20 protein-coding genes are annotated in these 22,248 nt (G+C 63.6%); 17 read left to right on the top strand and 3 right to left on the bottom strand.

What is annotated here, in order from left to right:
- Positions 1–124 precede the first annotated feature (124 nt).
- The 12 genes from CKW40_RS18800 to CKW40_RS18855 all read left to right on the top strand — a co-directional run bounded on the left by CKW40_RS18800 (position 125) and on the right by CKW40_RS18855 (position 14,897).
- A complete protein-coding gene (locus tag CKW40_RS18800) occupies positions 125–913 on the top strand; it encodes a 3-hydroxybutyrate dehydrogenase (RefSeq protein ID WP_095201355.1) in 789 nt (262 codons plus the stop codon).
- 297 nt (positions 914–1,210) lie between these two features.
- Entirely contained in the window at positions 1,211–2,281 is a 1,071-nt protein-coding gene (locus CKW40_RS18805) for a LacI family DNA-binding transcriptional regulator (RefSeq protein ID WP_095201412.1), read from the top strand.
- A gap of 25 nt (positions 2,282–2,306) precedes the next feature.
- A complete protein-coding gene (locus CKW40_RS18810; RefSeq protein WP_095201413.1) occupies positions 2,307–3,080 on the top strand; it encodes a phosphodiesterase in 774 nt (257 codons plus the stop codon).
- Positions 3,081–3,369: 289 nt separating this feature from the next.
- A complete protein-coding gene (locus tag CKW40_RS18815) occupies positions 3,370–4,698 on the top strand; it encodes an NAD(P)H-dependent oxidoreductase (RefSeq protein ID WP_095201356.1) in 1,329 nt (442 codons plus the stop codon).
- Between the two features lie 2 nt (positions 4,699–4,700).
- A complete protein-coding gene (locus tag CKW40_RS18820) occupies positions 4,701–5,729 on the top strand; it encodes a thiamine pyrophosphate-dependent dehydrogenase E1 component subunit alpha (RefSeq protein WP_095201357.1) in 1,029 nt (342 codons plus the stop codon).
- Positions 5,729–6,727: an alpha-ketoacid dehydrogenase subunit beta gene (locus tag CKW40_RS18825; RefSeq protein WP_095201358.1), complete on the top strand. Its 999-nt coding sequence runs from the start codon at positions 5,729–5,731 to the stop codon at positions 6,725–6,727. The genes CKW40_RS18820 and CKW40_RS18825 overlap by 1 nt, the downstream gene beginning before the upstream one ends.
- Before the next feature lie 3 nt (positions 6,728–6,730).
- Positions 6,731–8,140 (top strand): pyruvate dehydrogenase complex dihydrolipoamide acetyltransferase, encoded by a 1,410-nt coding sequence (locus CKW40_RS18830; RefSeq protein WP_095201359.1) that lies wholly within the window; start codon positions 6,731–6,733, stop codon positions 8,138–8,140.
- 278 nt (positions 8,141–8,418) lie between these two features.
- Positions 8,419–9,405, top strand: a complete 987-nt coding sequence (locus CKW40_RS18835) for an ABC transporter substrate-binding protein (RefSeq protein ID WP_095201360.1) — start codon at positions 8,419–8,421, stop codon at positions 9,403–9,405.
- 65 nt (positions 9,406–9,470) lie between these two features.
- Positions 9,471–11,174 (top strand): ABC transporter permease, encoded by a 1,704-nt coding sequence (locus CKW40_RS18840; RefSeq protein WP_095201361.1) that lies wholly within the window; start codon positions 9,471–9,473, stop codon positions 11,172–11,174.
- Positions 11,162–12,241, top strand: coding sequence for an ABC transporter ATP-binding protein (locus CKW40_RS18845; RefSeq protein WP_095201362.1), 1,080 nt, complete (start codon positions 11,162–11,164; stop codon positions 12,239–12,241). The genes CKW40_RS18840 and CKW40_RS18845 overlap by 13 nt, the downstream gene beginning before the upstream one ends.
- A gap of 149 nt (positions 12,242–12,390) precedes the next feature.
- Entirely contained in the window at positions 12,391–13,560 is a 1,170-nt protein-coding gene (locus CKW40_RS18850; RefSeq protein ID WP_095201363.1) for a DUF930 domain-containing protein, read from the top strand.
- Positions 13,561–13,829: 269 nt separating this feature from the next.
- Positions 13,830–14,897, top strand: coding sequence for a DUF930 domain-containing protein (locus CKW40_RS18855; protein WP_095201364.1), 1,068 nt, complete (start codon positions 13,830–13,832; stop codon positions 14,895–14,897).
- A gap of 1 nt (position 14,898) precedes the next feature.
- On the opposite strand, the gene CKW40_RS18860 is transcribed toward CKW40_RS18855, so the two are convergent.
- Positions 14,899–15,573, bottom strand: coding sequence for an HAD family hydrolase (locus CKW40_RS18860; protein ID WP_095201365.1), 675 nt, complete (start codon positions 15,571–15,573; stop codon positions 14,899–14,901).
- Between the two features lie 105 nt (positions 15,574–15,678).
- The gene (locus tag CKW40_RS18865) at positions 15,679–16,320 is read right to left on the bottom strand and encodes a hypothetical protein (RefSeq protein WP_095201414.1); all 642 of its coding nucleotides are present in this window, start codon (positions 16,318–16,320) and stop codon (positions 15,679–15,681) included.
- Between the two features lie 190 nt (positions 16,321–16,510).
- Here CKW40_RS18865 and CKW40_RS18870 point away from each other — a divergent pair, with 190 nt between their 5' ends.
- Genes CKW40_RS18870 through ptsP form a run of 5 tightly spaced genes read left to right on the top strand, consistent with a single transcriptional unit; the run spans position 16,511 to position 21,223 of the window.
- Complete coding sequence (locus CKW40_RS18870) at positions 16,511–16,948, top strand: transcriptional regulator GutM (RefSeq protein WP_095201366.1); 438 nt, start codon at positions 16,511–16,513, stop codon at positions 16,946–16,948.
- 51 nt (positions 16,949–16,999) lie between these two features.
- The gene (gene srlA, locus CKW40_RS18875; protein ID WP_095201367.1) at positions 17,000–17,761 is read left to right on the top strand and encodes a PTS glucitol/sorbitol transporter subunit IIC; all 762 of its coding nucleotides are present in this window, start codon (positions 17,000–17,002) and stop codon (positions 17,759–17,761) included.
- Positions 17,762–17,777: 16 nt separating this feature from the next.
- Positions 17,778–18,782 carry a PTS glucitol/sorbitol transporter subunit IIB gene (gene srlE, locus CKW40_RS18880; protein WP_095201368.1) on the top strand — a complete coding sequence of 335 codons (1,005 nt, stop codon included), beginning with the start codon at positions 17,778–17,780 and terminating at the stop codon, positions 18,780–18,782.
- Positions 18,783–18,809: 27 nt separating this feature from the next.
- Positions 18,810–19,190 carry a PTS glucitol/sorbitol transporter subunit IIA gene (locus CKW40_RS18885; RefSeq protein ID WP_095201369.1) on the top strand — a complete coding sequence of 127 codons (381 nt, stop codon included), beginning with the start codon at positions 18,810–18,812 and terminating at the stop codon, positions 19,188–19,190.
- A gap of 56 nt (positions 19,191–19,246) precedes the next feature.
- Positions 19,247–21,223: a phosphoenolpyruvate--protein phosphotransferase gene (gene ptsP / locus CKW40_RS18890; RefSeq protein WP_095201370.1), complete on the top strand. Its 1,977-nt coding sequence runs from the start codon at positions 19,247–19,249 to the stop codon at positions 21,221–21,223.
- A 23-nt stretch (positions 21,224–21,246) separates the two neighbouring features.
- Here ptsP and CKW40_RS18895 read toward each other — a convergent pair whose 3' ends face one another.
- On the bottom strand, positions 21,247–22,050 hold the full coding sequence (locus CKW40_RS18895; RefSeq protein ID WP_095201371.1) for a hypothetical protein: 804 nt from the start codon (positions 22,048–22,050) through the stop codon (positions 21,247–21,249).
- Positions 22,051–22,248 lie beyond the last annotated feature (198 nt).

A 22,248-nucleotide genomic window follows, 5' to 3' on the forward strand; every position in this document is an offset into this window, starting at 1 on the left:
GCGTCAAGGCGTTTGCGAAGGATCACAACATTGTAATCGCAATGACATATGGTCATGCCATTGTTATGTTGCGGTGCACAAACTATGTGCGCCAACAGCTCCTTCACCTCTCGCGAGATCTCCCATGGGTTCCCTGTCTTCGAAGAATGCCCTCGTCACCGGCTCGACCAGCGGTATCGGCCTGGCCATCGCCCGCGCCTTCGCCGCCGAGGGCGCCAATGTCACCATCAACGGCCTCGGCGATGCCGCCGCGATCGAACAGGAGCGCGCCGGCATCGAGAAGGATTTCGGCGTCAAGTGCCGCTATTCCGACGCCAACATGATGGACGGCGCCGCAGTCAGCGCCATGGTGCACGACGCCGAGGCGGCGTTCGGCAGCCTCGATATCCTGGTCAATAATGCCGGCATCCAGCATGTCGCGCCGATCGAGGAATTTCCCGACGACAAGTGGGAAGCCATCATCCGCATCAATCTTCTGGCGGCCTTCTATGCCATCAAGGCGGTGGTGCCCGGCATGAAGGCACGCAAATGGGGCCGCATTATCAACACGGCCTCGGCCCATGCGCTGGTCGCCTCGCCGTTCAAGTCGGCCTATGTCTCGGCCAAGCATGGCATTGCAGGCCTGACCAAGACGGTGGCGCTGGAAGTCGCGCAGGACGGCATCACCGTCAACGCCATCGCGCCGGGCTATGTCTGGACGCCGCTGGTTGAGAAGCAGATCCCCGACACGATGAAGGCGCGCGGCATGACCGAGGAGCAGGTCAAGCACGACGTGCTGCTCGCCGCACAGCCGACGAAGGAATTCGTCACCGTCGAGGAACTTGCGGCGCTGACGCTGTTCCTGTGCTCGGATTCGGCCAGGCAGATCACCGGCACGACCTTGCCGATGGACGGCGGCTGGACGGCACAGTAAGGCGCACGTTCCGGCCTTTTTCCTCCCACTACCTCGCAAAAATGCTTTCCTTATCGCCGCCCGGTCCATTGTATCGCGGTGGCGGCAGCGGAAAGATCGGGAGGTTTTCGCCGCCGCCTGCCGCGTCGCAGACCGGCTGACGACAAGGGGGGAGGAGGCGCTTTCCCCTCAAACCGTCATCAAGCCGTTACCTAGGCCTCCTATTTCGACCCCAGGGAGCGGGCAGTTGCGCCTCGCGGTGCACAGCTGTGCAACAGGTGAATGATGACGAAGGAAAACTTCCTCGAGCGTCAACCGATGACGGCCGACAGGAACTCGACCACAGGGGACAAGACCTCGGACAAGCTTCGCTCGGTCAGCGCGCTGCATGTCGCGCGCCAGGCTGGCGTGTCGCGTTCGGCGGTGTCGCGCGCCTTCACACCGGGCGCCAGCGTGGCTACGGAAACGCGCGAGAAGATCATGCGCGCGGCCGAGGAACTCGGCTATCAGGTCAACGACCTGGCGCGCGGCCTGCTCGCCAACCAGAGCCGGCTGGTGGGGCTGGTGGTGACCAAGCCGGAAGTCGGCTTTCGCGCCCATCTTGCCGCGGCGCTGACCAAGGCGCTGATCCATCGCGGCAATGTTCCCGTCATGATCAACACCGGCCAGACCGAGCAGGAACTGATATCGGCCCAGAGGACACTGCTTGGCCATCGCGCGGAGGCGACGATCATCCTGTCCGGTTCGCCGCCATCGTCCTTCTTCGAGCTTGCACGGCGCAACGGCCAACCGCTGATCGTCATCGGCCGTTCCGAACCCGAGGCCGACCACATCCAGACTGACGGCAGCGCGGCGGCGAAGCTCGCGGCCGCGCTGTTCGTCGCGCGCGGCATGACCAGGCTTGGCTTGGCGGGATCGCTGTCCGGCACGCCCACCATCACCGAACGCGAGGATGCCTTCTGCGCCGAGGCAGCGCGCCTGGGCGCCGAGGTCGTGATCGCGCGAGGCCGGGATACGGACTATGCCGGCGGGCTGCTGGCGGGCAAATCCCTCATCGATAACCGGGATCGACCGCAGGCGATCTTCTGCGTCAATGACCTCATCGCTTTCGGGGTCATGGATCATGCCCGTCAGGTCGGGTTCGATATCCCCGGCGATCTCGCAGTGATCGGCTTTGACGATGTCCCGGAAGCCGGCTGGCTTGCCTATCAGTTGACCACCTTTCGCCAGGATCCGGAAACCATGGCCGCCAAGGCTGTCGCATTGCTCGACTTGCGCCAGCGGCAGCCGGATCTGGCGCCCATTCGCGAGCGCTTCAACGTGCCGCTCGTCGTGCGCGGCAGTTTTGTTCCGCATGATGCGGAGCAGCTTTTGCGCAGTTCATCGTGAAATCCGCAGCCACAGGTCGATGCCCATGAAAATCATCCAGCTCTCCGATCCGCATCTGATGACGCCGGGTAGCCTTCTCTACGGCTCCGATCCACTGGCGAGGCTGGAAGCCTGCCTTGCCGATGTCGGCAAGAACCATGCCGATGCCGAACTGGTGGTGATCTCAGGCGACCTGACCAATGATGGCGAGCGTGCCGCCTATGCGGCGCTGCGGGACAGGCTGGCGCAATTTTCTCCGCCTTGCCGGCTGATGCTCGGCAACCATGACTGCCGGGCGTTGTTTTTCGAGATGTTCCCGGAGGCTGCCGTCGAGCAAGGATTCGTGCAGAGCGTGTTCGATGGCACAGAGGGCCGTCTGATCCTGCTCGACACGCTGGACAGCGGCCATGTCGAGGGCAGGCTGTGCGCGGCGCGCCTCGACTGGCTGGACGAAAAGCTCAGGGAAGCGCGCGGACCGGCCTACCTCTTCATGCACCATCCGCCGTTTCGGATCCACATGCCGGTGCTCGATGAGGTCAGGCTCGCCGACGCCGATGCCTTCCATGACGTCCTGTCGCGCCACGGCAATGTCCGCCATATCTTCGCCGGGCATGTCCATCGGCCGATCGCCGGCAGCTGGCGCGGCATACCAATCAGCACGCTGCGCAGCACCAACCATCAGACCGCGCTCGATTTCTCGGACAAGTGGCGGCTGGGGCACGAGCCACCCGCCTATGCGGTGATCTTCATCGATGCCGATGGGGTGATCGTGCATTTCCACGATTTTCCGGTGCCGCCGGTGGCGGATCGAGTTCTGTAGAGGTCTCCATTCCGAGAATGGGTTCCAGCGGTCGTGACGAAGCGACCGTCGAGACCAGCCGAACGAGCCCCAACTCGGGTGCGCCGAGGATCATGTCCCGGCGATCGTCTGCCTGCGCGCATCGTCCTGCGCGGTTGCCGTGCTTCACAGTTCTTTTTGGCGCACACATGGTCTCCGCGAAAGGGTGCCAAAAAGCATGTGAAATTGGACATTAGTCTTGACAGAAATACAGATGTTCAATACCCGTCAAGCGAATGAACAAGCCTGCAATGTGGGAGGAATGAGCGGTATGGCTTCCAATATTTCGTTGACGGGCCTTGCCCGCGATCTCGATGAGCGCGGCAAGTCGGGCAAGCCCATCCGCATCGGGCTGATCGGCTCCGGCGAGATGGGAACCGACATCGTCACCCGCGTTGCCCATATGTCCGGCATCGAGATCGGCGCGATCTCGGAACTGAATCTGCCCGCCGCCAGCAGGGCGGTGGACATCGCCTTCCAGGAAACCGGGCATGCGCGCGAAGTGTCGAACGCCTCGGCGATGACGGCTGCCATGGAGGCCGGCAAGGTGGCCGTCACCAACGACGCCAGCCTGGTCATCAACAATGATCTGATCGACGTGGTGATCGATGCGACCGGCGTTCCCGCCGTCGGCGCCGAAATCGGGCTGCGCGCCATGGAACATGGCAAGCATCTGGTGATGATGAATGTCGAGGCCGACGTCACCATCGGCGCCTATCTGAAGAGCGAGGCCGACCGGCTGGGCGTCACCTATTCGCTCGGTGCCGGCGACGAGCCGTCCTCCTGCATGGAGCTGATCGAGTTTGTCTCGGCCATGGGCCATCCGATCGTTGCCGCCGGCAAGGGCAAGAACAACCCGCTCAACATCGACGCCACGCCGCCCGCCTATGAGGAAGAGGCCAAGCGCCGGCATATGAATGTGCGCATGCTGGTCGAATTCGTCGACGGCTCGAAGACCATGGTCGAGATGGCAGCGATCGCCAATGCCACCGGGCTGGTGCCCGACAAGGCCGGCATGCATGGCCCGGCCGCGACGCTCGGCGAACTGTCGAAAGTGCTGGTGCCTGAAAAGGATGGCGGCGTGCTGTCCAGGGTCGGCGTCGTCGACTATTCGATCGGCAAGGGCGTCGCGCCCGGCGTCTTCGTTGTCGCCGACATGTCGCATCCGCGCATTTCGGAGCGCATGGAAGATCTGAAGATGGGCAAGGGTCCGTATTTCACCTTCCATCGTCCCTATCACCTGACCTCGCTCGAAGTGCCGCTGACCTGCGCCCGCGTCGTGCTCTACGGCAAGGCCGACATGGTGCCGCTGGCGAAGCCGGTGGCCGAAGTCGCCGCGGTGGCCAAGAAGGACATGGAGCCGGGTGAAAAACTCGATGCGATCGGCGAATATTGCTACCGCGCCTGGATCATGACGGCGCCGGAAGCGCATGCCGCCAAGGCCATTCCTTGCGGTCTGCTGCAAGGCGGCTCGGTGATAGCGCCGATCAAGAAAGGCGAGCTCATCACCTATGCGAATGCGACCCCGGCCGCGGGCTCCAAGATCGCCGAACTGCGCGCCCGCCAGGACAAACTCGTCTACGGAACCGTGGGAGCCTGATCATGGCCGGGGCCAGCAAAGCCGTCGCGGACAGTCGCGCGAACCTGCCTTTCGTCTATCGCCAGTACAGCGCCGAGCAGCTCAAGCAGGTGCTCTACAAGATGTACCTCATCCGCCGCTTCGAGGAGGGCGCGGAGGAAAGCTACATGCGTGGCCTGATCCACGGCACGATGCATCTGTCGATCGGCCAGGAAGCCAGCGCCATGGGCATCTGCATGCCGCTTGGCGAGGATGACCAGATCACCTCGACGCATCGTGGCCATGGCCACTGCATCGCCAAGGGTGCCGAGGTGAAGCGCATGTTCGCCGAGTTCTTCGGCAAGACCACGGGCTATTGCAAGGGCCGCGGCGGCTCGATGCACATTGCCGATGTCGCCAAGGGCAATCTCGGCGCCAATGGCATTGTCGGCGGCGGCATTCCGATCGCGGTCGGTGCAGCACTCTCCTCCAAGATGATGAAGACCGGCAAGGTCGTCGTCTCCTTCTTCGGCGACGGCGCCAACAATGAGGGCGCCTTCCACGAGGCGCTCAACATAGCGGCGGTCTGGAAGCTGCCGGTCATTTTCGTCTGCGAGAACAATGGCTACGGCATGTCGACCTCGACCGCCCGCTCGACCGCGGTGAAGAACATCGCCGACCGCGCCGCCGCCTATTCGATGCCGGGCGTCATCGTCAACGGCAACATTTTCTCGGAGGTCGCCGAGGCGTCCTACAAGGCCGTCGAGCGCGCCCGCGCCGGCGAAGGGCCGACGCTGATCGAGTCCAAGACCTACCGCCATCGCGGCCATTCCAAGAGCGACCGCAACCGCTATCGCACCAAGGAAGAGATCGAGGACTGGATGTCGAACCGCGACCCGATCACGCTGTTCGAAAACGAGCTGCGGGAATTCGGCTTCATCGACGACAAGGGCATCGAGGCCATTCGCAGTGAGGTGGCGCAGGAGATCGCCGACGGCATCGAATTCGCCAAGGCGAGCCCGTCGCCCGACGTCAGCGAGACCGGGAATTACGTGTATACGGAGCAGGCGTGATGGACGCGATGGTGCGTGAACTGAGCTACGCCCAGGCGATCCAGGAAGCCATGGCGATCGCCATGGAGATGGACGAACGCGTTTTCCTGATGGGCGAGGATATCGGCGTCTATGGCGGCGCCTTCCAGGTGACCGGCGATCTGGTCGAGCGCTTCGGCACCGAACGCGTCATCGACACGCCGATCTCGGAGCTGGGCGGAGCGGGCGTCGCCGTTGGTGCTGCGCTCACCGGCATGCGGCCGATCTTCGAGTTCCAGTTTTCCGATTTTGTAACGCTTGCCATGGAGCAGATCGTGAACCAGGCGGCCAAGATGCGCTTCATGCTGGGCGGCGAGGTTTCGGTGCCCGTGGTGATGCGTTTTCCCGCCGGCTCCGGCACGGGCGCGGCGGCCCAGCACAGCCAGAGCCTGGAAGCCTGGCTTGGCCATGTGCCGGGCCTGAAGGTCATCCAGCCGGCGACGCCCTATGATGCCAAGGGCATGCTCCTGGCGGCGGTCGCCGATCCCGATCCGGTGATGATCTTCGAGCACAAGCTGCTCTACAAGATGAAGGGTCCGGTGCCCGAAGGCTATTACACGGTGCCGATCGGCAAGGCCGACATCCGCCGCGAGGGCCGCGATCTCACCATCGTCGCCACCTCGATCATGGTGCAGAAGGCGCTCGATGCCGCCGCCACGCTGGAAGCCGAAGGCATCGATGTCGAAGTCGTCGACCTCCGGACCATCCGGCCGATGGACAAGCAGACGGTCATCGACAGCGTCAAGAAGACGTCGCGGCTGATGTGCGTCTACGAAGCGGTCAAGACACTGGGAATCGGCGCCGAGGTCAGCGCCATGATCGCCGAGAGCGAGGCGTTCGACTATCTCGATGCACCGATCGTGCGGCTGGGCGGCGCCGAGACGCCGATCCCCTACAATCCGGAGCTTGAGAAAGCCACGGTGCCGCAGGTTCCCGACATCATCACCGCCGCGCGCGACCTCGTGAAAGGGGTTCGCTGATCCATGCCGACCGAAGTCATTCTTCCCAAGGTCGACATGGACATGGCGACCGGACAGATATCGCGCTGGTTCGCCGAGGAAGGCGCCCGGGTCAAGAAGGGCGACGTGCTGTTCGAGATCGAGACCGACAAGGCGGCGATGGAGATTGATGCGCCGGCCAGCGGCGTGCTGCGCGATGTGACCGGCAAGGAAGGCGTCGATATTCCGGTTGGCGCGCCGGTTGCGTGGATTTATGCCGATGATGAAAGTTATGCGCCAATCTCCCCCATCGAGGGGGAGATGTCGGCAAGGCCGACAGAGGGGGTCGCCTCAGGAGGCACCTCCCAGTCCAGCACCGCCCTTGAGCCGAGCCCGGTCGAACCGACCCCACCCGACCGGCCTTTGGCCGGCCACCCTCCCCTCGAGGGGGAGGGGAAGACCCGCGCGACACCCTTGGCTCGTCGTTTGGCCCGGGAAGCAGGGCTGAACCTGTCAGGCCTAACAGGCTCCGGACCCTATGGCCGCGTGGTTAAGGCGGATGTCGAAGCCGCGATCTCCTCCCCCCTTGAGGGGGAGGTGTCCGCGAAGCGGACGGAGGGGGTCGCCTCAGAAGGCACCGCCTTTGCGCCGAGCCCAGTCGAACCGACCCCACCCGACCGGCCTTCGGCCGGCCACCCTCCCCTCAAGGGGGAGGGGGACGTTCTGCGCCTCTTCGAGCAAGGCTCCTACGACCTCGTCCCGCACGACAACATGCGCAAGACCATTGCGAGGCGCCTGGTCGAAGCAAAATCCACCATTCCGCATTTTTACCTGACGCTCGACTGCGAACTCGATGCGCTGCTGGCACTGCGTACGCAAATCAATGCCGCCGCACCGATGAAGAAGACCGACAAGGGTGACGCGCCAACCTACAAACTGTCGGTCAACGACATGGTGATCAAAGCCATGGCCATGGCCTTGAAAGCAGTGCCGGATGCCAATGCCTCATGGACCGAAAGCGCCATGGTGAAGCACAAGCATGCCGATGTCGGCGTTGCCGTCTCGATCCCCGGTGGCCTGATCACGCCGATCATTCGGCATGCGGACGAAAAAACGCTGTCCACCATCTCCAACGAGATGAAGGATCTGGCGAGCCGCGCCCGCAGCCGCAAGCTGAAGCCGGAAGAGTATCAGGGCGGCACCACGGCGGTGTCGAACCTCGGCATGTTCGGCATCAAGGACTTTGCCGCGGTCATCAACCCGCCGCATGCGACGATCCTGGCGGTTGGTGCCGGCGAGGAGCGGGCGGTGGTCAAGAATGGCGAGATCAAAATAGCGACCGTGATGTCGGTGACGCTGTCGACGGACCACCGAGCCGTCGATGGAGCGCTTGGCGCGGAACTGCTGGTCGCCTTCAAGCGGCTGATCGAGAACCCGATGGGCATGCTGGTTTAAGGGCAGTCGAGGCACCCTTTGGGGAGCGCCGGGACAGCATGGTTCCGGGCGTGCCGTTACGCCAAGAAATCAGCCGCCACAATGGTTATGAGGCTCGCGGAAGGCCAGTTCCGCGGGCCCCCTTGTCGTGCCGCGAGAGCATTTCAAGCCAAGTTGTTGCTTGATCCGATCGCGCATGTGCGCTGTCATCCACCAGTCATATGGGCCGTGCAGGGAGGAAGGGACAGGGAGCCGGCCAGGGGCCGGTCCGGTCATGCACAGACAAGACAGGAGGTCTCATGAAGACGCTACTCATCAAGCTGCTGGCCAGCCAGCTGGCGCTCGCGGCGACTTTGTTTGCCGGCGTGGCAAACGCCGAAACACTGACGCTCTACACATCGCAGCCGGAAGCCGACGCGGCCAAGACCGTGGATGCCTTCAAGAAGGCGCAGCCCGGCATCGAGGTGACCATCTATCGTTCCGGAACCAGCGACATCCTCACCAAGATGGCGGCCGAGTTCGCCGCTGGCAGCCCGCAGCCCGACGTATTGCTGATCGCCGATGCGGTCTCGATGGAGCTGCTGAAGAAGGATGACCGGCTGCTGCCTTATCCCGAGGCAAAGCTCGACGGCATCGAGGCGGATGCCTATGACGCCGACAAGACCTATTTCGGCAGCAAGCTGATCACCACCGGCATCGTCTACAACACCGCGGCCGCGCAAAAGCCGGAACATTGGGCCGATCTCGCCAAGCCCGCCTATGCCGATGGCCTGGTCATGCCGAGCCCGCTCTATTCGGGTGCGGCCGCCTATCTGCTTTCGGGCTTCGCCGGCGATGCCAACTATGGCTGGGAGTTCTTCCAGAAGCTGAAGACCAACAACACCGTCAGCGTGCGCGGCAATGGCGCGGTGCTGAAGTCGGTGGCCTCAGGCGAGAAGCCCTATGGCATCCTGGTCGACTTCATGGCGATGAACGCCAAGAAGAAGGGCTCGCCGGTCGAGTTCGTATTCCCCTCGGAAGGCGTTCCGGCGGTGACTGAGCCGGTCGCCATCATGAAGACCGCTAGGAATGTCGACGGCGCCAAGAAGTTCGTCGATTTCATTCTTTCCGACGAAGGCCAGAAGCTGGCGCTGTCCATGGGCTATCTGCCGGCGCGCGCCTCGATCGGCCGCCCCGACTGGCTGCCGGAAGGCGTCAAGGTCAAGGTGATGCCGTTCGACACCAAGGCGATCGTCGCCAAGACCGACGCCGACAAGGCGAAGTTCCAGGAACTGTTCGGCGGCTGAGCCGGCAATCGCGGCGGGATGTCGATCGACGGCATTCCGCCGCACCGATGCCAGGAAACGCAATCATGGCGACACGCATCAGGGAAAGCCGGGGCCAGGAGATGGCCCTGACGGCGGTGGTAGCTGTCGTCATCGTGCTGTTTTCGCTGCTGCCCATGCTGCGCCTCATCAAGGAGATCGCGGCACCCGGCGGCACGCTGTCGACAGTGGCCGTGGAGGCCGGATTGCGGAGCCAGGCGACGTGGATCGCGACCTGGCATACGCTGGTCGTCGGCATCGGCGGCACCTTGCTTGCGGTGCTGTCGGGAACGGCGGTGGCGGTGCTGGTCTCGCTGACCGACATACGCGGCCGCAGCGCCCTGGTGCTGTGCTACGTCATGCCGCTGATGATCGCGCCGCAGGTGACGGCGCTGGCCTGGTTGCAACTGTTCGGCCCGGCCAGCCCCTTCCTCAAGCTGTTTGGCGCAGCACCGCCGCTCGGCACGAAGAACCCGCTCTATTCGACCTCGGGCATCATCCTGCTGCTCGGCGTGCAATATGGTCCGCTGGTCTTCCTGCTGGTGCGCGCCGGGCTGCGCAAGCTGCCGCGCGAACTGGTCGAGGCCGCGCGCGCCGGCGGTGCAGGTTGGTTCACCGTGCTGGTCACCATCGTGCTGCCCTTGATGACGCCGTCGATCATGGCGGCGGCGGCACTGGCCTTCGTGTCCTGTGTCGGCAATTTCGGTATTCCGGCCTTCCTCGGCATTCCCGCTAACTATCTGGTGCTGCCAACGCTCATCTATCAGAAGCTGGCGGGCGGCGGTCCGGCCGTGCTCGGCGAAACCGCATTCCTGTCGGTGCTGATCGGCGTCATCGCCATGGCCGGCATTCTCGCCCAGGAGGGGATGAGCCGCCGCCGCGACTATCGGATTTCTTCGACATCGCTGCCGGCTGAGCCCTATGAGCTCGGCCGCTGGCGGCCCGTTGTCCAGGCCGGCATGTGGCTGCTGATCGTGCTGGTGCTGTTCCTGCCGCTGTTCGGGCTGGTGCTGACCTCGCTGGTCCCGGGATACGGCATCGCGCTCACCGCCAAGACGGCGACGCTCGACAATTACCGCTTCGTGCTGTTCGAGCATGACGCCGCCAACCGCGCCTTCTTCAACAGTTTCTGGCTGTCGATCGCCGCCGCTTTCTTTGCGGTCGTCGTCGCCGTGCCGGTCGGCTATCTCATCGCCTGGGGCAAGCAGCGTTGGGTGCGGCTGCTCAATTTGTCTGTGGAGCTGCCCTATGCCTTGCCCGGTGTGGTGCTGGCGATCGCCTCGCTGTTGCTCTTCCTGCGGCCGATCCCGCTGACCGGCATCCAACTCTACAACACGGTCTGGATCATCCTCTATGCCTACCTCGCCCGCTTCCTGGTGCTGGCGCTGCGGCCGACCATCAGCGGCTATCACCAGATCGACCGGGCGCTGGAAGAGGCCGCACAAGTGGCGGGTGCCGGCCTGTTCACGCGCATGCGTACCATCATTTTCCCGCTGGTCGCGCCGGCGGCCATCGCCGGCGGCCTGCTGATCTTCATGACCGCGCTCAGCGAACTCACCGTCTCGGCGCTGCTGTGGTCTTCGGGCTCGGAAACCATTGGTGTGGTGATGTTTTCCTTCGAGCAGGGCGGCGATTCCAACTACGCGGCGGCGATGTCGGTCGTCACGGTCGCGGTCACCTTCGTGCTGATGCTGGTGACCAATCTGCTTGCCCCGCATCTTCCGAGCGGAGCTCTGCCATGGCGCGACTGAGCCTCGACCATGTGACCAAGAGCTTCGCCGATTTCGATGCGGTCAAGGATGTCTCGATCGACGTCGCCGATGGCGAGTTCCTGGCGGTGCTCGGTCCCTCGGGCTGCGGCAAGACGACGTTGCTGCGGCTCATCGCCGGCTTCGAGAAAGTGACCTCGGGCGAAATCTGCATCGGCAGTGATCTCGTGTCGAACAGCGGCGGCAGCGTCGCACCGGAGAAGCGGCGCGTCGGCATCGTCTTCCAGAACTACGCGCTTTGGCCGCATATGACGGTGGCCGAAAACATCGGCTATTCGCTGAAGGTGGCGAAGCTCGACAAGGCGGTTGCGCGCCGCAAGGTCGAGGACGCGCTCGCTTTGGTCAATCTGCAGGGGATGGGCGAGCGCAGGCCGGCCAATCTGTCCGGTGGCCAGCGCCAGCGCGTGGCGTTGGCGCGTTGCCTTGTCGCCGCGCCCTCGCTGGTGCTGTTCGACGAGCCACTCGCCAATCTGGACGTCCACCTCAGAGCCTCGATGGAGGACGAGTTCGCCGCCTTCCACAAACGCACCGGCACGACCATCGTCTACATCACCCATGATCAGGCCGAGGCGATGGCGCTGGCCGACCGCATCGCGGTGATGGACCACGGCCGCTTGATGCAGTTGGCGACGCCGCGCGAACTCTATCATGAGCCGGCAAACGAAATGGTGGCCTCCTTCATCTCGCAAGGAATTTTGTTACCCGCGGATGTCTTGTCCAGTGAAGATGGCGGCCACTGCAAGGTCCGGGTTCTCGGAACCGAGCTGGTGGTCCGCTGCCGCCCCGGCGAGCGGCCACGCGCGGGCGCGAAGATCTGCTGCCGGTCGGCCGACCTCGACGTCTCGCCGGATGGTCTCGGCTTCGACGGCCTCGTCAAACGGGTGGTCTATCAGGGCGGCGCCGCACGCATCGAATTCGCGCCCGCGGCCGGTCCAGACCTCACCTTGCATTTCGAGCAGCCAGACCCGGTTACGCTGGAGAGTGGAGCCCAGGCACGGCTGCGGATAAAGTCCGGCTGGCTGATCCCGGCGGCAGGGACAGCCCCGTGATGCTGGATCTGCTTGGCAGCTTTTGAGTCGCGCGCCGGGAACACGGCCCTGCGCGTCGTGGTCCAGATCACCAAGCTGTCAGTGGCCAAATTGCGCCAATCCCGTGCTTATGCTTGAAGCCGCCGCTATTTCATTCCACATCGGTCAGGATGAAGGGCGAGACAGGAGAACGGCGTCGCAATCTGTTGTGGGGCATCCCCGCATCGCTGATCCTGCACGTGCTTGTCGTGGCGCTCCTGTTATACGGTATACCCACGCCTCCCCAACAGCCGCAGCAGGAGCAGCCGGTCAATGTCGCGATCGTGCCTCCGCCCGATCAGCCAAAGCCGAAACCTGTTCCTCCGCCGCCGCCAAAGCAGCCCAAAGCCGAAAAGCCACCGGAACAGAAGGTGGAAAAGCCGCCCGAGCAGCCACCTAAGCCGGTGAACACTCCGGTTCTGAAGCCCGTTTTCCGGTATGGCGAGAAAGATACCGGGCCCGAGAAATCTCTCGACGGTGGCAGCGCTCAAGCCAATGCGCCGTCGCCGGCCGAGGATAAGGCTGCGAAGCCGCCCGTCGAACCGAAGCCCGTGCCCAACCAGTCCGCACCGCCTGCAAATCCCGAGCAGCAGGCAGATACCAGCAAGGCCGACGAGGAGGCGGCAACTGCCTCGCCGGAGGCCAAGCCTGCGCAAAGCGAGGAGAAGCAGGCGACTGAGGATGCTGACAAACAGCAGCCGGACAAACAGGAGGCACCGCCGCAAACCGAGGAGAAGCAAGCGGTCGCGGTGCCAAAGCCATTGGCGGCCGAGCCCGGCGGCAAGCCTGTGCCTCCATCCTCGGAAGAAAAGGCAAAGCCTAAACCTGCAAAGCCGATGAAGTTCAAATCCGCAGGGGCCTTCAAAGCCCCAAGCGGGAAGGCAGGAAGGTCAAATCCCACCAACACCGACGTTGCGGGATCTCCCATCTATTCCGGCCTTCCGGGCGTCAGGAAGCTTTACTCGCAGGGGGCAACTGGCGATGCGTTCGCCACAAGCTCCATGGAGAACGTGCCGCGCGATCAGCGCGTTGCCAACCTTTGCGGCAACGTTCTGGACCAGGAATTGCAAAGTGCCGATTATACACCCAAATGGGTGCCAACCATTCCGCTGAAGCTAGGCAACGTTCTTAACCCTCCGCAGGCCGCCTTCAGCACAAGAACCCAATGGTACAATCTGAACTTTCGGTGCGAGGTCGACGCCGACGCGACGAGGGTCTTGTCCTTCAACTTCCGTGTCGGGTCATTGATCCCGCCCGGCGAATGGGCCAGCCGTGGATTCACGAAGTATCCGCTAAATTAGGCCGGCACGCCGAGCCCTGGATTGCCGAAGGCCGAATCCTCGATGACGATGCAGTCGGCCGGATTGGCGCCCGTCCTTGCGGCGGGGAACTGGCTGATCCCGGGTCTTGATGGATCGGATCGTGGGGCAGCCGCTCGTTGAGCCGCCCGGCGCCTTGGTGGGGCTGTCCTGGGTGTGGGGATCCAAACCGACAAGCTGTCAGCGGCGAATTTACGCCAATCCAGTGCTTATGCTTGAAGCCGCCGCTATTTCATTCCACATCGGTCAGGATGATGGGCGAGACAGGAGAACGGCGTCGGTATCTGTTGTGGGGCATTCCCGCATCGCTGATCCTGCACGTGCTTGTCGCGGCGCTTCTGGTGTATGGCCTGCCCGTGCCTTCCCCACAGCCGCAGGAGGAGCCGGTCAATGTCGCGCTCGTCCCTCCGCCCGATCAGCCAAAGCCGAAACCGCAGCCAAAGGAGCCCAAAGCCGAAAAGCCGCCTGAACCGAAGGCTGAAAACCCACCTCCGCCGGGAAAGCAACCTCGGAAGCCCCCGCCAAACGAGGTGCTGAAGCCTGTCTTTCAGTTCGGCGATAAGGATACCGGCCCGAGGAAATCCCTGGATGGGGCCAGCGCTCAGGATAGCTCGCCGTTGCCGGCCAAGGATGACAATGCGAAGCCGCCTGTCGAGCCGAAGCCCACAGAGAACCAGTCTGCCACGCCGCCTGACTCCGAGCAGCCGGCAGATCCAACCAAGGCCGACGAGAAGCCGGTAACCGCGACGGCGGATGCCAAGCCGACACAGCATGCGGAGAAGCAGGCGGCGCTCGACGTAGCCAAGCAACAGGGCGCGGCACCAGCGCCTTTGGCAGATGATGGCGGCGACGGCGAGATCGAGCTTCCCACATCAGCCGAAGCGCCAAAGCCCAAACCGGCAAATGCGCCGAAGCCCAGCCCTTCAAAGGCCTCGAAGTCTGCATCTCGGAACGGTTCGGGCCTTCCGCGTGTTCGCAGGCTCTACTCGCAGGACGCTACCGGCGATGCGCTGGCTACGACCTCGATGGGCGGCGTGCCTCGCAATGAGCGTGCTTCCCTACTTTGCTTCAGCGAGTTGCACCAGCAACTGTTGGACGCTTCTTATTTTCCCTACATATGGCCAAAAGTTCCGCTGAAGTCGGGCAATATAGTTGACGGGTCGGATGTCGCTTTCAGCACGACAACCACATGGTACCATTTGAGCTTTCGGTGTGAGGTCGACACCGATGCGACAAGGGTGCTGTCCCTCAACTTCCGTGTGGGGGCAGTGATTCCGCCCAGCGAATGGGCCGGTCTTGGATTGCCCAGCCTGTACTAGTCTACGCCGGCACGCCGAGCCCGGACAGTTGCCGGCTAACTTCTTGCCAGTCGGCGCAGACGAAATCGGCACCGGCCGCCGTCAGCCGCGCGGCATGCTCGGCATAGGTGTGGCCGCCACCGGTGTAGCCGATCGCCGTCATGCCGGCGGCGACCGCACCCTGGATGCCGAAGGGCGAATCCTCGATGACGATGCAGTCGGCCGGGGCGACGCCCATCCTGGCGGCGGCGAACAGGAAGATATCGGGCGCCGGCTTGCCGTTCTTGACCATCGAGGAACTGTAGATCGCCTCGCCGAAGAAATGCGCCAGTCCGGTGACAGCAAGGCTGTGGTTGATGCGCTCGACGGAGGATGACGAGGCGACGCAGCGATCGCCCTCAAGCGTTTGCAGGAACGCGGCGATCCCTGGCGTGGGCTTCAATTCCTCGGTGAACAGCACCTTGGTCTCGGCCCAGATGTCGCCGTCGGCCGTGGCGGGAAATTGATGCCCGGTCAATTCCCTGATCCTGGCGATGATGTCGGACTGCTTCATGCCGACGCATTGGGCGATGATACCGCCATGAACGCCTGGCATGCCGTGCTTTTCATAGACGCGCTCATAGGCCCTGGCAGCCAGCGGCTCGCTGTCGACGAGAACACCGTCGCAATCGAAAATGATAGGCCTTGGTCGCGCCACGCGCTCGTCTCCTCACGTCAAATTTCGCACATCGCTATCGGCAAAAAGCCAAATGTTCAATAGTGCGGTGTCTTGAGCGCGTTTTGGGCATGAGACGGTGGGCAGTCAAAGCTGGCGCAGCGCATCGCTTGCGCGCGCGGATCCGAGCGCCCTTTGCATGGCTTGCCGGGACTGTGCCCGGTCCGGCGTGATCCAGTTCGGTTCGGCGCCGAGGAAGCGGTCGAGGAAAGCCACCGCGTAGGCCGGCATCTCGGTCACGTTCTCGCGATAGGACCACCAGGTGCGCAAATCGTCGGCGCATTTGTCGATGCTGGGCGCCTTGCCGAATTCCTGCTCATAGATCGCCGAAATCACCGAGACGCAGTAGTTGGTGTAGAGGAAGCCTTCCGGCCAGAAGCGGATGATTTCCAGCGTGCCGGCATTCTGATCCGTTTCGATGAGCTCGGCGAGGCCGGAGATTTCCCGGGCCGGCGCCTGCTTGATCAGCTCGCGCAGCACGAGGCCGGCGGCAAAGACGATGAAGTCGGCGCGGTCTATCGCGGCGAAGCGCTTCTGCGCCTCCATGATCTCGACCCAGTCGAGAAAAGCCCTTGTCAGCTTCGCCTCGTCGATCTCGAAACGCACGCCGAACGTGTCGGAAACCACCTTGGCGCTGCCGCGGAAAGTGGCGCGGAACCAGCGCAGCTGCCGCAAGCGGTGGCGCAGGTCGGGCATTAGGGCCAGTTCATCCCTGAAGGGCAGTTCCATTTCATGCATCCCGTTTGCTGACAGGCTAGCACAGCCATGCCGCCGCCGAAATCGGCAGACGACCTGTGGATGGCGTGGTGGAGGCCAATATCATACATATTGACATTCGCGGAAACAAATGTTCTCACTTTGCTGTTGTCTCGTGCCGGTCCAAGGTGCGGTTCAACGGAGGCTTCGGGAGGAGAACCGAATGGCGATTTGGCAGTGGGGACTGCTTCTGCTGGTTATTGTGTGGGCGCTGCAGTCGCTCGGCGTCTGGTTGCAGATGCGGCACTATTCGGATGTCTTCCGGGGCGTCACCGACCAGTACAAGGACGGCTTCGTCGGAGCCGGCAATTTTCGCGGCCGGTTGGCCAAGGGCACCATCGCGCTCGTCGTGGTGACGCCTGACCTGATCGTGCGCCGCCTGATGGTGATGAGCGGCCGGTCCGTCTTCACCAAGTTCAAAAGACATCAAGAATTCGAGGGTGTTCCCCTCGATCGACTCCGGTCCAACCCTGCGATCATGGGGGAGGGGGAACCCGGTGTGGCCGAGGCCGTGAAGCGAGCGATCGAACAGATCGACAAAGCACGGTCGGAGCCGGGGAAGAAGCCGGGTCTGTCCGGTTTGAACGTAGCAAGGGCTTAGAGGACGCCGCGCACCGACTGGGATAACCGGCGGGCGGCATAAGGAGGAGAAATGTCTGTATTTTCGTTGTTGGCGCAGCATGCCGACATGGCCGTGCACAATCTGCATGTCGCAGGTGCCATGGTCTCGGATGCTGCATTGCATGGCAAGCTCGCCGTCGAGCATGCATCCGACCATCTCGTTGTCCTGGCGCAAGCAGACAGCGGACCGATAACCGTCGATCAGTTCAAGGAAAAGCTGAAGGAAGTCCAGCAGGAAGAGCAGCTTGGCTGGCTGACCGCCATTGGCAAGTACTTCATCGGCATCTTCCAGAAGGGTGGCGAAGTGTTCGCCGGCTTCGTCACCGGCATCATTCCGACGCTGGTGGTGCTGATGACCGCCTTCTACGCCGTCACCGAACTGGTCGGCGAGGAGCGCGTGCACGGCCTGGCGCGCGGCGCCGGCAGGATTGCCTTGACCCGCTATACGCTGCTGCCGCTGCTGGCGGTGTTCTTCCTCACCAATCCGATGGCCTACACGTTCGGATCGTTCCTGGAAGAAAAGCACAAGCCGGCCTTCTACGACGCGGCCGTGTCCTACGTGCACCCGCCGCTTGGCCTGTTCCCGCACATCAATCCGGGTGAATATTTCGTCTGGGGCGGTATTCTCGTGGCTCTGCTCGAGCTTGAGAAGAAGGGCGTTGTCGTCGCCGGTTACCACGTCAAGGTGGCGATCTGGTACGCCATTGTCGGCCTCGTCGTCATCCTGCTCAAGGGCATGCTGACCGAGCGCATCACGATGATCATGGCACGCCGCCAGGGCGTCGAGCTGTAAGGGCGGGGAGGACATCATGGCCAAGACATTCAAAGCCGTAAAAATCTCCCGGGGCAACACAGGCTGGGGCGGCCCGCTCGTCATCGAGCCGACCAGCCAGCGCGACAAGGTCGTCTCCGTCACCGGCGGCGGCATCCATCCCGTGGCTCAGTTGATCGCCGACATGACCGGCGCCACAGCCGTCGACGGCTTCAAGGCGCCGCCGGTCGAAGGCGAGATGGCGGTTGTCGTCGTCGATTGCGGCGGCACCGCACGCTGCGGCGTCTATCCGCGCAAGCGTATCCCGACCGTCAATCTGACGCCGGTCGGCCAGGCTGGGCCGCTCGCCCAGTTCATCACCGAGGATATCTACGTTTCGGGCGTGAAGCCGGCCAACGTCACAATGGCGGACGGATCCGAGGCGGTCACCACTGCGGGGGGAGCAGCATCGATGAGTTCAAACAACAACAACGCTGCCGCGGCACCACAGCCGCTGCCGAGCGAAGGCGGGCTTATCGGCCTGATCAGCTCGATCGGCCGCGTCATGGGCCGGGTGGTCGGCATCTTTTTCAATTCCGGCCGCCGCACGATCGACCAGGTGGTGCGCAACGTGCTGCCGTTCATGGCCTTCGTGACCATGCTCATCGGCCTGATCCTGTACACCGGCATCGGTGACGTGCTTGCCCAGCCGATGGGTCCGCTGGCCAACAACATCGTCGGCCTGCTGATCATCTCGGCCATTTGCGGCCTGCCGTTCCTGTCTCCCATCCTCGGGCCAGGCGCCGTCATCGCGCAGGTCATCGGCGTGGCCATCATCGGCCCGCAGATCGCCAACGGCACGATTTCACCGGCGATGGCCCTGCCGGCGCTGTTTGCCTACAATACCCAGGTCGGCTGCGACTTTGTTCCCGTCGGCCTGGCGCTCGGTGAAGCCAAGCCGAAGACGATCGAAATCGGTGTTCCGGCGGTGCTCATCAGCCGTCAGATCATGGGCCCGGTCTCGGTGCTTATCGCCTGGGTCGTCAGCCTGATCGTGTTTTAAAGAGAGTAAGGAAATGAGGTTCGCCATATGACGGTTCTGCTGAGAACACGGGTCACTGCCATCGGGCCCGAAGTGGCGGATCTTGCCGAAGGGGGCGTGGTCATCCTGTTTGCGGATGGCTCGCCGCCGGAGCTTGCCGAGGTGTCGGTGCTCCACAAGACGGAGCAGGGACCAAGTGACGGAGCGCCCGCCAAGGGCGCTTCGATCACCCTTGGCGATGTTTCCGCGACCATTACCGCGGTTGGCTCCAGTGCATGGAGCAAGGTGCTCGAGATGGGCCACGTCGTCATCTCGTTCAACGGCGCCACCGAGGCCGAGAGGCCGGGCGAAATCTGCGCATCGCAGGTCGACGCCCAAGCGCTCGTGGCCGCCCTGAAGACAGACGCGATCATCACCATCGCCGCCTGAAGCATTCGCGCCGCTGCCCGTCTGGTCACGGCGCTAGGAAAAGCAGAGTATTTGCCATGGAACGCTCGACCATCGTCAGAGTGCATGAAGGTTTGCACGCTCGTCCCGCCACGCGGTTCGTCAAGCTCGCCAAGGGCTTCGAATCCGATGTCGAATTGGTCAAGGACGGCAAGGCGGTCAGCGCCAAGAGTTCCGTCAAGCTGATGCTGCTGGCGGTCAAGGAAAACCAGGAAGTCACCGTGCGGGCCAACGGCGCCGACGCCATCGAGGCGATCGAAGCGCTGATCGGCTATCTGGAAAACCCCAAGGCGGGCCTCGACGATGAAGCCGAGCCGCACAGCCCGGCCAATGATGCCGGCCAAGAAACGGCACCCGCACCGGTGCTCCAATCCGTGCCCGGTCAGGCAAACGGCTTGCGCGGTGTCGCAGCCAGCGAGGGCGTCGCCATCGGGCCGGCTTTCGCACATTTCCCGCCTGACATCGCCGGACAGGGCCGCCTATTGCAGGCTGACGAAATCGCCGGCGAGATCGACAGGTTCCGTGCCGCCGTCGCCGCCGTCCAGGCGCGCATGGACCGAGCCCTGGCGCAGGACAGCCTGTCGGCGGGAGACCGTGGCATCGTCGCGGCACTCAGGGATATCGCCGCCGACGACAGCCTGACCGGCGAGGCCGAAAAGGCGATCAAGGGCGGCAATGATGCGGTCTCGGCCGTCATCACCGCAGCCGCCACCATCGCCGCCGATTTCAGCGCCGTCGACGATCATTACCTCAATGCACGGGCGGACGATGTCCATGCGGTCGGACGGCAGATCTGCCTGGTGCTGCTGGGCCAGGACGACGTCAGTCTCGAAAACATCCCCGAGGGCGCCATTCTCATCGCCGACGACATCGGTGCCTGGGATCTGGCGCGCGCGCCGCTGAAACGCATTGGCGGGGTTATTTGCGGCCATGGTGGCGCCACCTCGCACATCGCCATCATCGCCCGTTCGCACGGCATCCCGGCGGTGCTCGGTCTTGGCGACCAGGTCAATGCCTTGCGCACCGCGCACGACGTGGCGCTCGACGGCAATACGGGCCATGTGATCATCGACCCCGACGCGGCGACGCGCGCCGAATACGCCGGTCGTGTCGAAGCGGGGGCGAAGGAGCGTGCCGGGCTGACCGCTTTCAAGACGGTGACGCCCAAGCGCGCCGACGGCAAGGTGATCGAGGTCGCGGCCAATATCGGCTCGCTGGAGGAAATCGAGGCGGCGCAGGAGGCGGGCGCCATGGGCGTCGGCCTGTTCCGCACCGAGCTTTTGTTCATGCGCCACATGCATCTTCCCTCGGAGGACATGCAGGCCGAGACCTATGCGGCGCTGGCCAAGGCCTTCGCGCCCCATCCGGTCATCGTGCGCACGCTCGACATCGGCGGCGACAAGCCGATTGCCGGCATCGAGTTTCCCGACGAGGAGAACCCCTTCCTCGGCTGGCGCGGCATCCGCATGTGCCTCGACCGGCCCGATATCTTCAAGCGCCAGCTCAGGGCGTTGCTGAGGGCCGCCGTGCACGGCAACATCAAGGTGATGCTGCCGATGGTGTCCGATATTTCCGAAGTCACACGCACCCGTGCACTGGTCGGTGAATGCGCCGCTGAACTCAAGGCCGAAGGCGTGGCCTATGCGACGTTCGATCTCGGCGTGATGATCGAAACCCCGGCCGCGGTGCTGATTGCTCCGGCGCTGGCCAAGGAGGTGGCTTTCTTCTCGATCGGCACCAATGACCTGACCCAGTACATCATGGCGGCCGACCGGCTCAACCCGACCGTGGCCAAGCTCAACGACGTCACCAATCCGGCGGTCATGTCGGCGATCGAGCTGACGGCCAAAGCCGGCGTCGCCGCCGGCATCATGGTCGGCATGTGCGGCGAGGCCGCCGGACGGCCGGATCTGATCCCGGCCTTCATCGAGATGGGCCTGACCGAGCTTTCGATGAGCCCGGCCTCGATTCAGCGCGCCAAGAAGACGATCACGGCCATGGCGACCGGGGACTAGATTTCCGGAAGCGCCGCTGGAGCTTACGGCAAGTGGGCAAGCAAGGTGGCAAAGACAGGTGTCAGTTCCTCGACCGGGCTTGCCTTGGCGCAGGCCTGCACAACGCGGTCATGACGGATATCGGCAGCCAGGATGGCGATCTCCAGCATGTCCGGCTCCGGCGCGCCGTCGCGGCCGGTCGTCGCCAGGCCGCAGGCCAGAACCACCGGCGCCAGGCAGCTTATGTCAGGTGCCCTACCACCAATCGCGGCCGTTTCCGGCGCGGCCTCGCCAAAGCGGACGGGACGCTGGTTGAGCAACTCGACCAGCAGCGCCGCGCAGGTGGCCGCGATTGCCTGCAGTCCGGCAGCTCCGGGCATGGCCAGGGCAGCCAGCAGATCGCCATGGCGCTTGCGCATCGTGGCATGCGCGGCGGCGAAATCGGCTTCATGGATGCGGGCATTTTCGATCTTCAGCCCGGCCAGCACAGCCTTGGTCAGATAGTACATATCGCGCCGGAACAGGCGCTCGGCACTCAACTGCTGGTCTTCGTTTCCGGCCGGGAAATAGGTGCCGAGGCCCTTTACGGTCGTGCCGTCCACCTTGATCGGGCGCTCGTGCGGGACAAAGGATTCGGCGATCGACAACGCTTCGTCGAAGGCGCTGGCGGCATGGCTGAGCAGGCCCTCGATGCCTTTGCCCGGAAATGGCGGCAGATGGCTGGTCGCTTCGCGCAGGACGCTGGCGTCGCCGGTGCCGTCATGGCGGCTCTGGCGGATGATGTCGCGGACTTCCCGCAACCGGTCCTTCAGATTGACGCGGACGTCTTCGGAGATTTGTCGGAGCATCGCGGATCGCCTCGAAAGTGCCATGGAGGGCGGCCAGCGAGGGGCCGGCCACCAACTCTACATTGTTCCTATCGATTGGTAGATCAATAGGCGATACTAGGCCAGCACGCAGAATCGGCGACGGCACGCTTGTCCGTCGCCGCGGGGGAGGGATGATTTGGCCAGGCGACGACAAACCGGAGAGGGGCGGGCCGAAGA

It is taken from the genome of Mesorhizobium carmichaelinearum (assembly GCF_900199455.1).
In the GTDB taxonomy this organism is placed as follows: domain Bacteria; phylum Pseudomonadota; class Alphaproteobacteria; order Rhizobiales; family Rhizobiaceae; genus Mesorhizobium; species Mesorhizobium carmichaelinearum.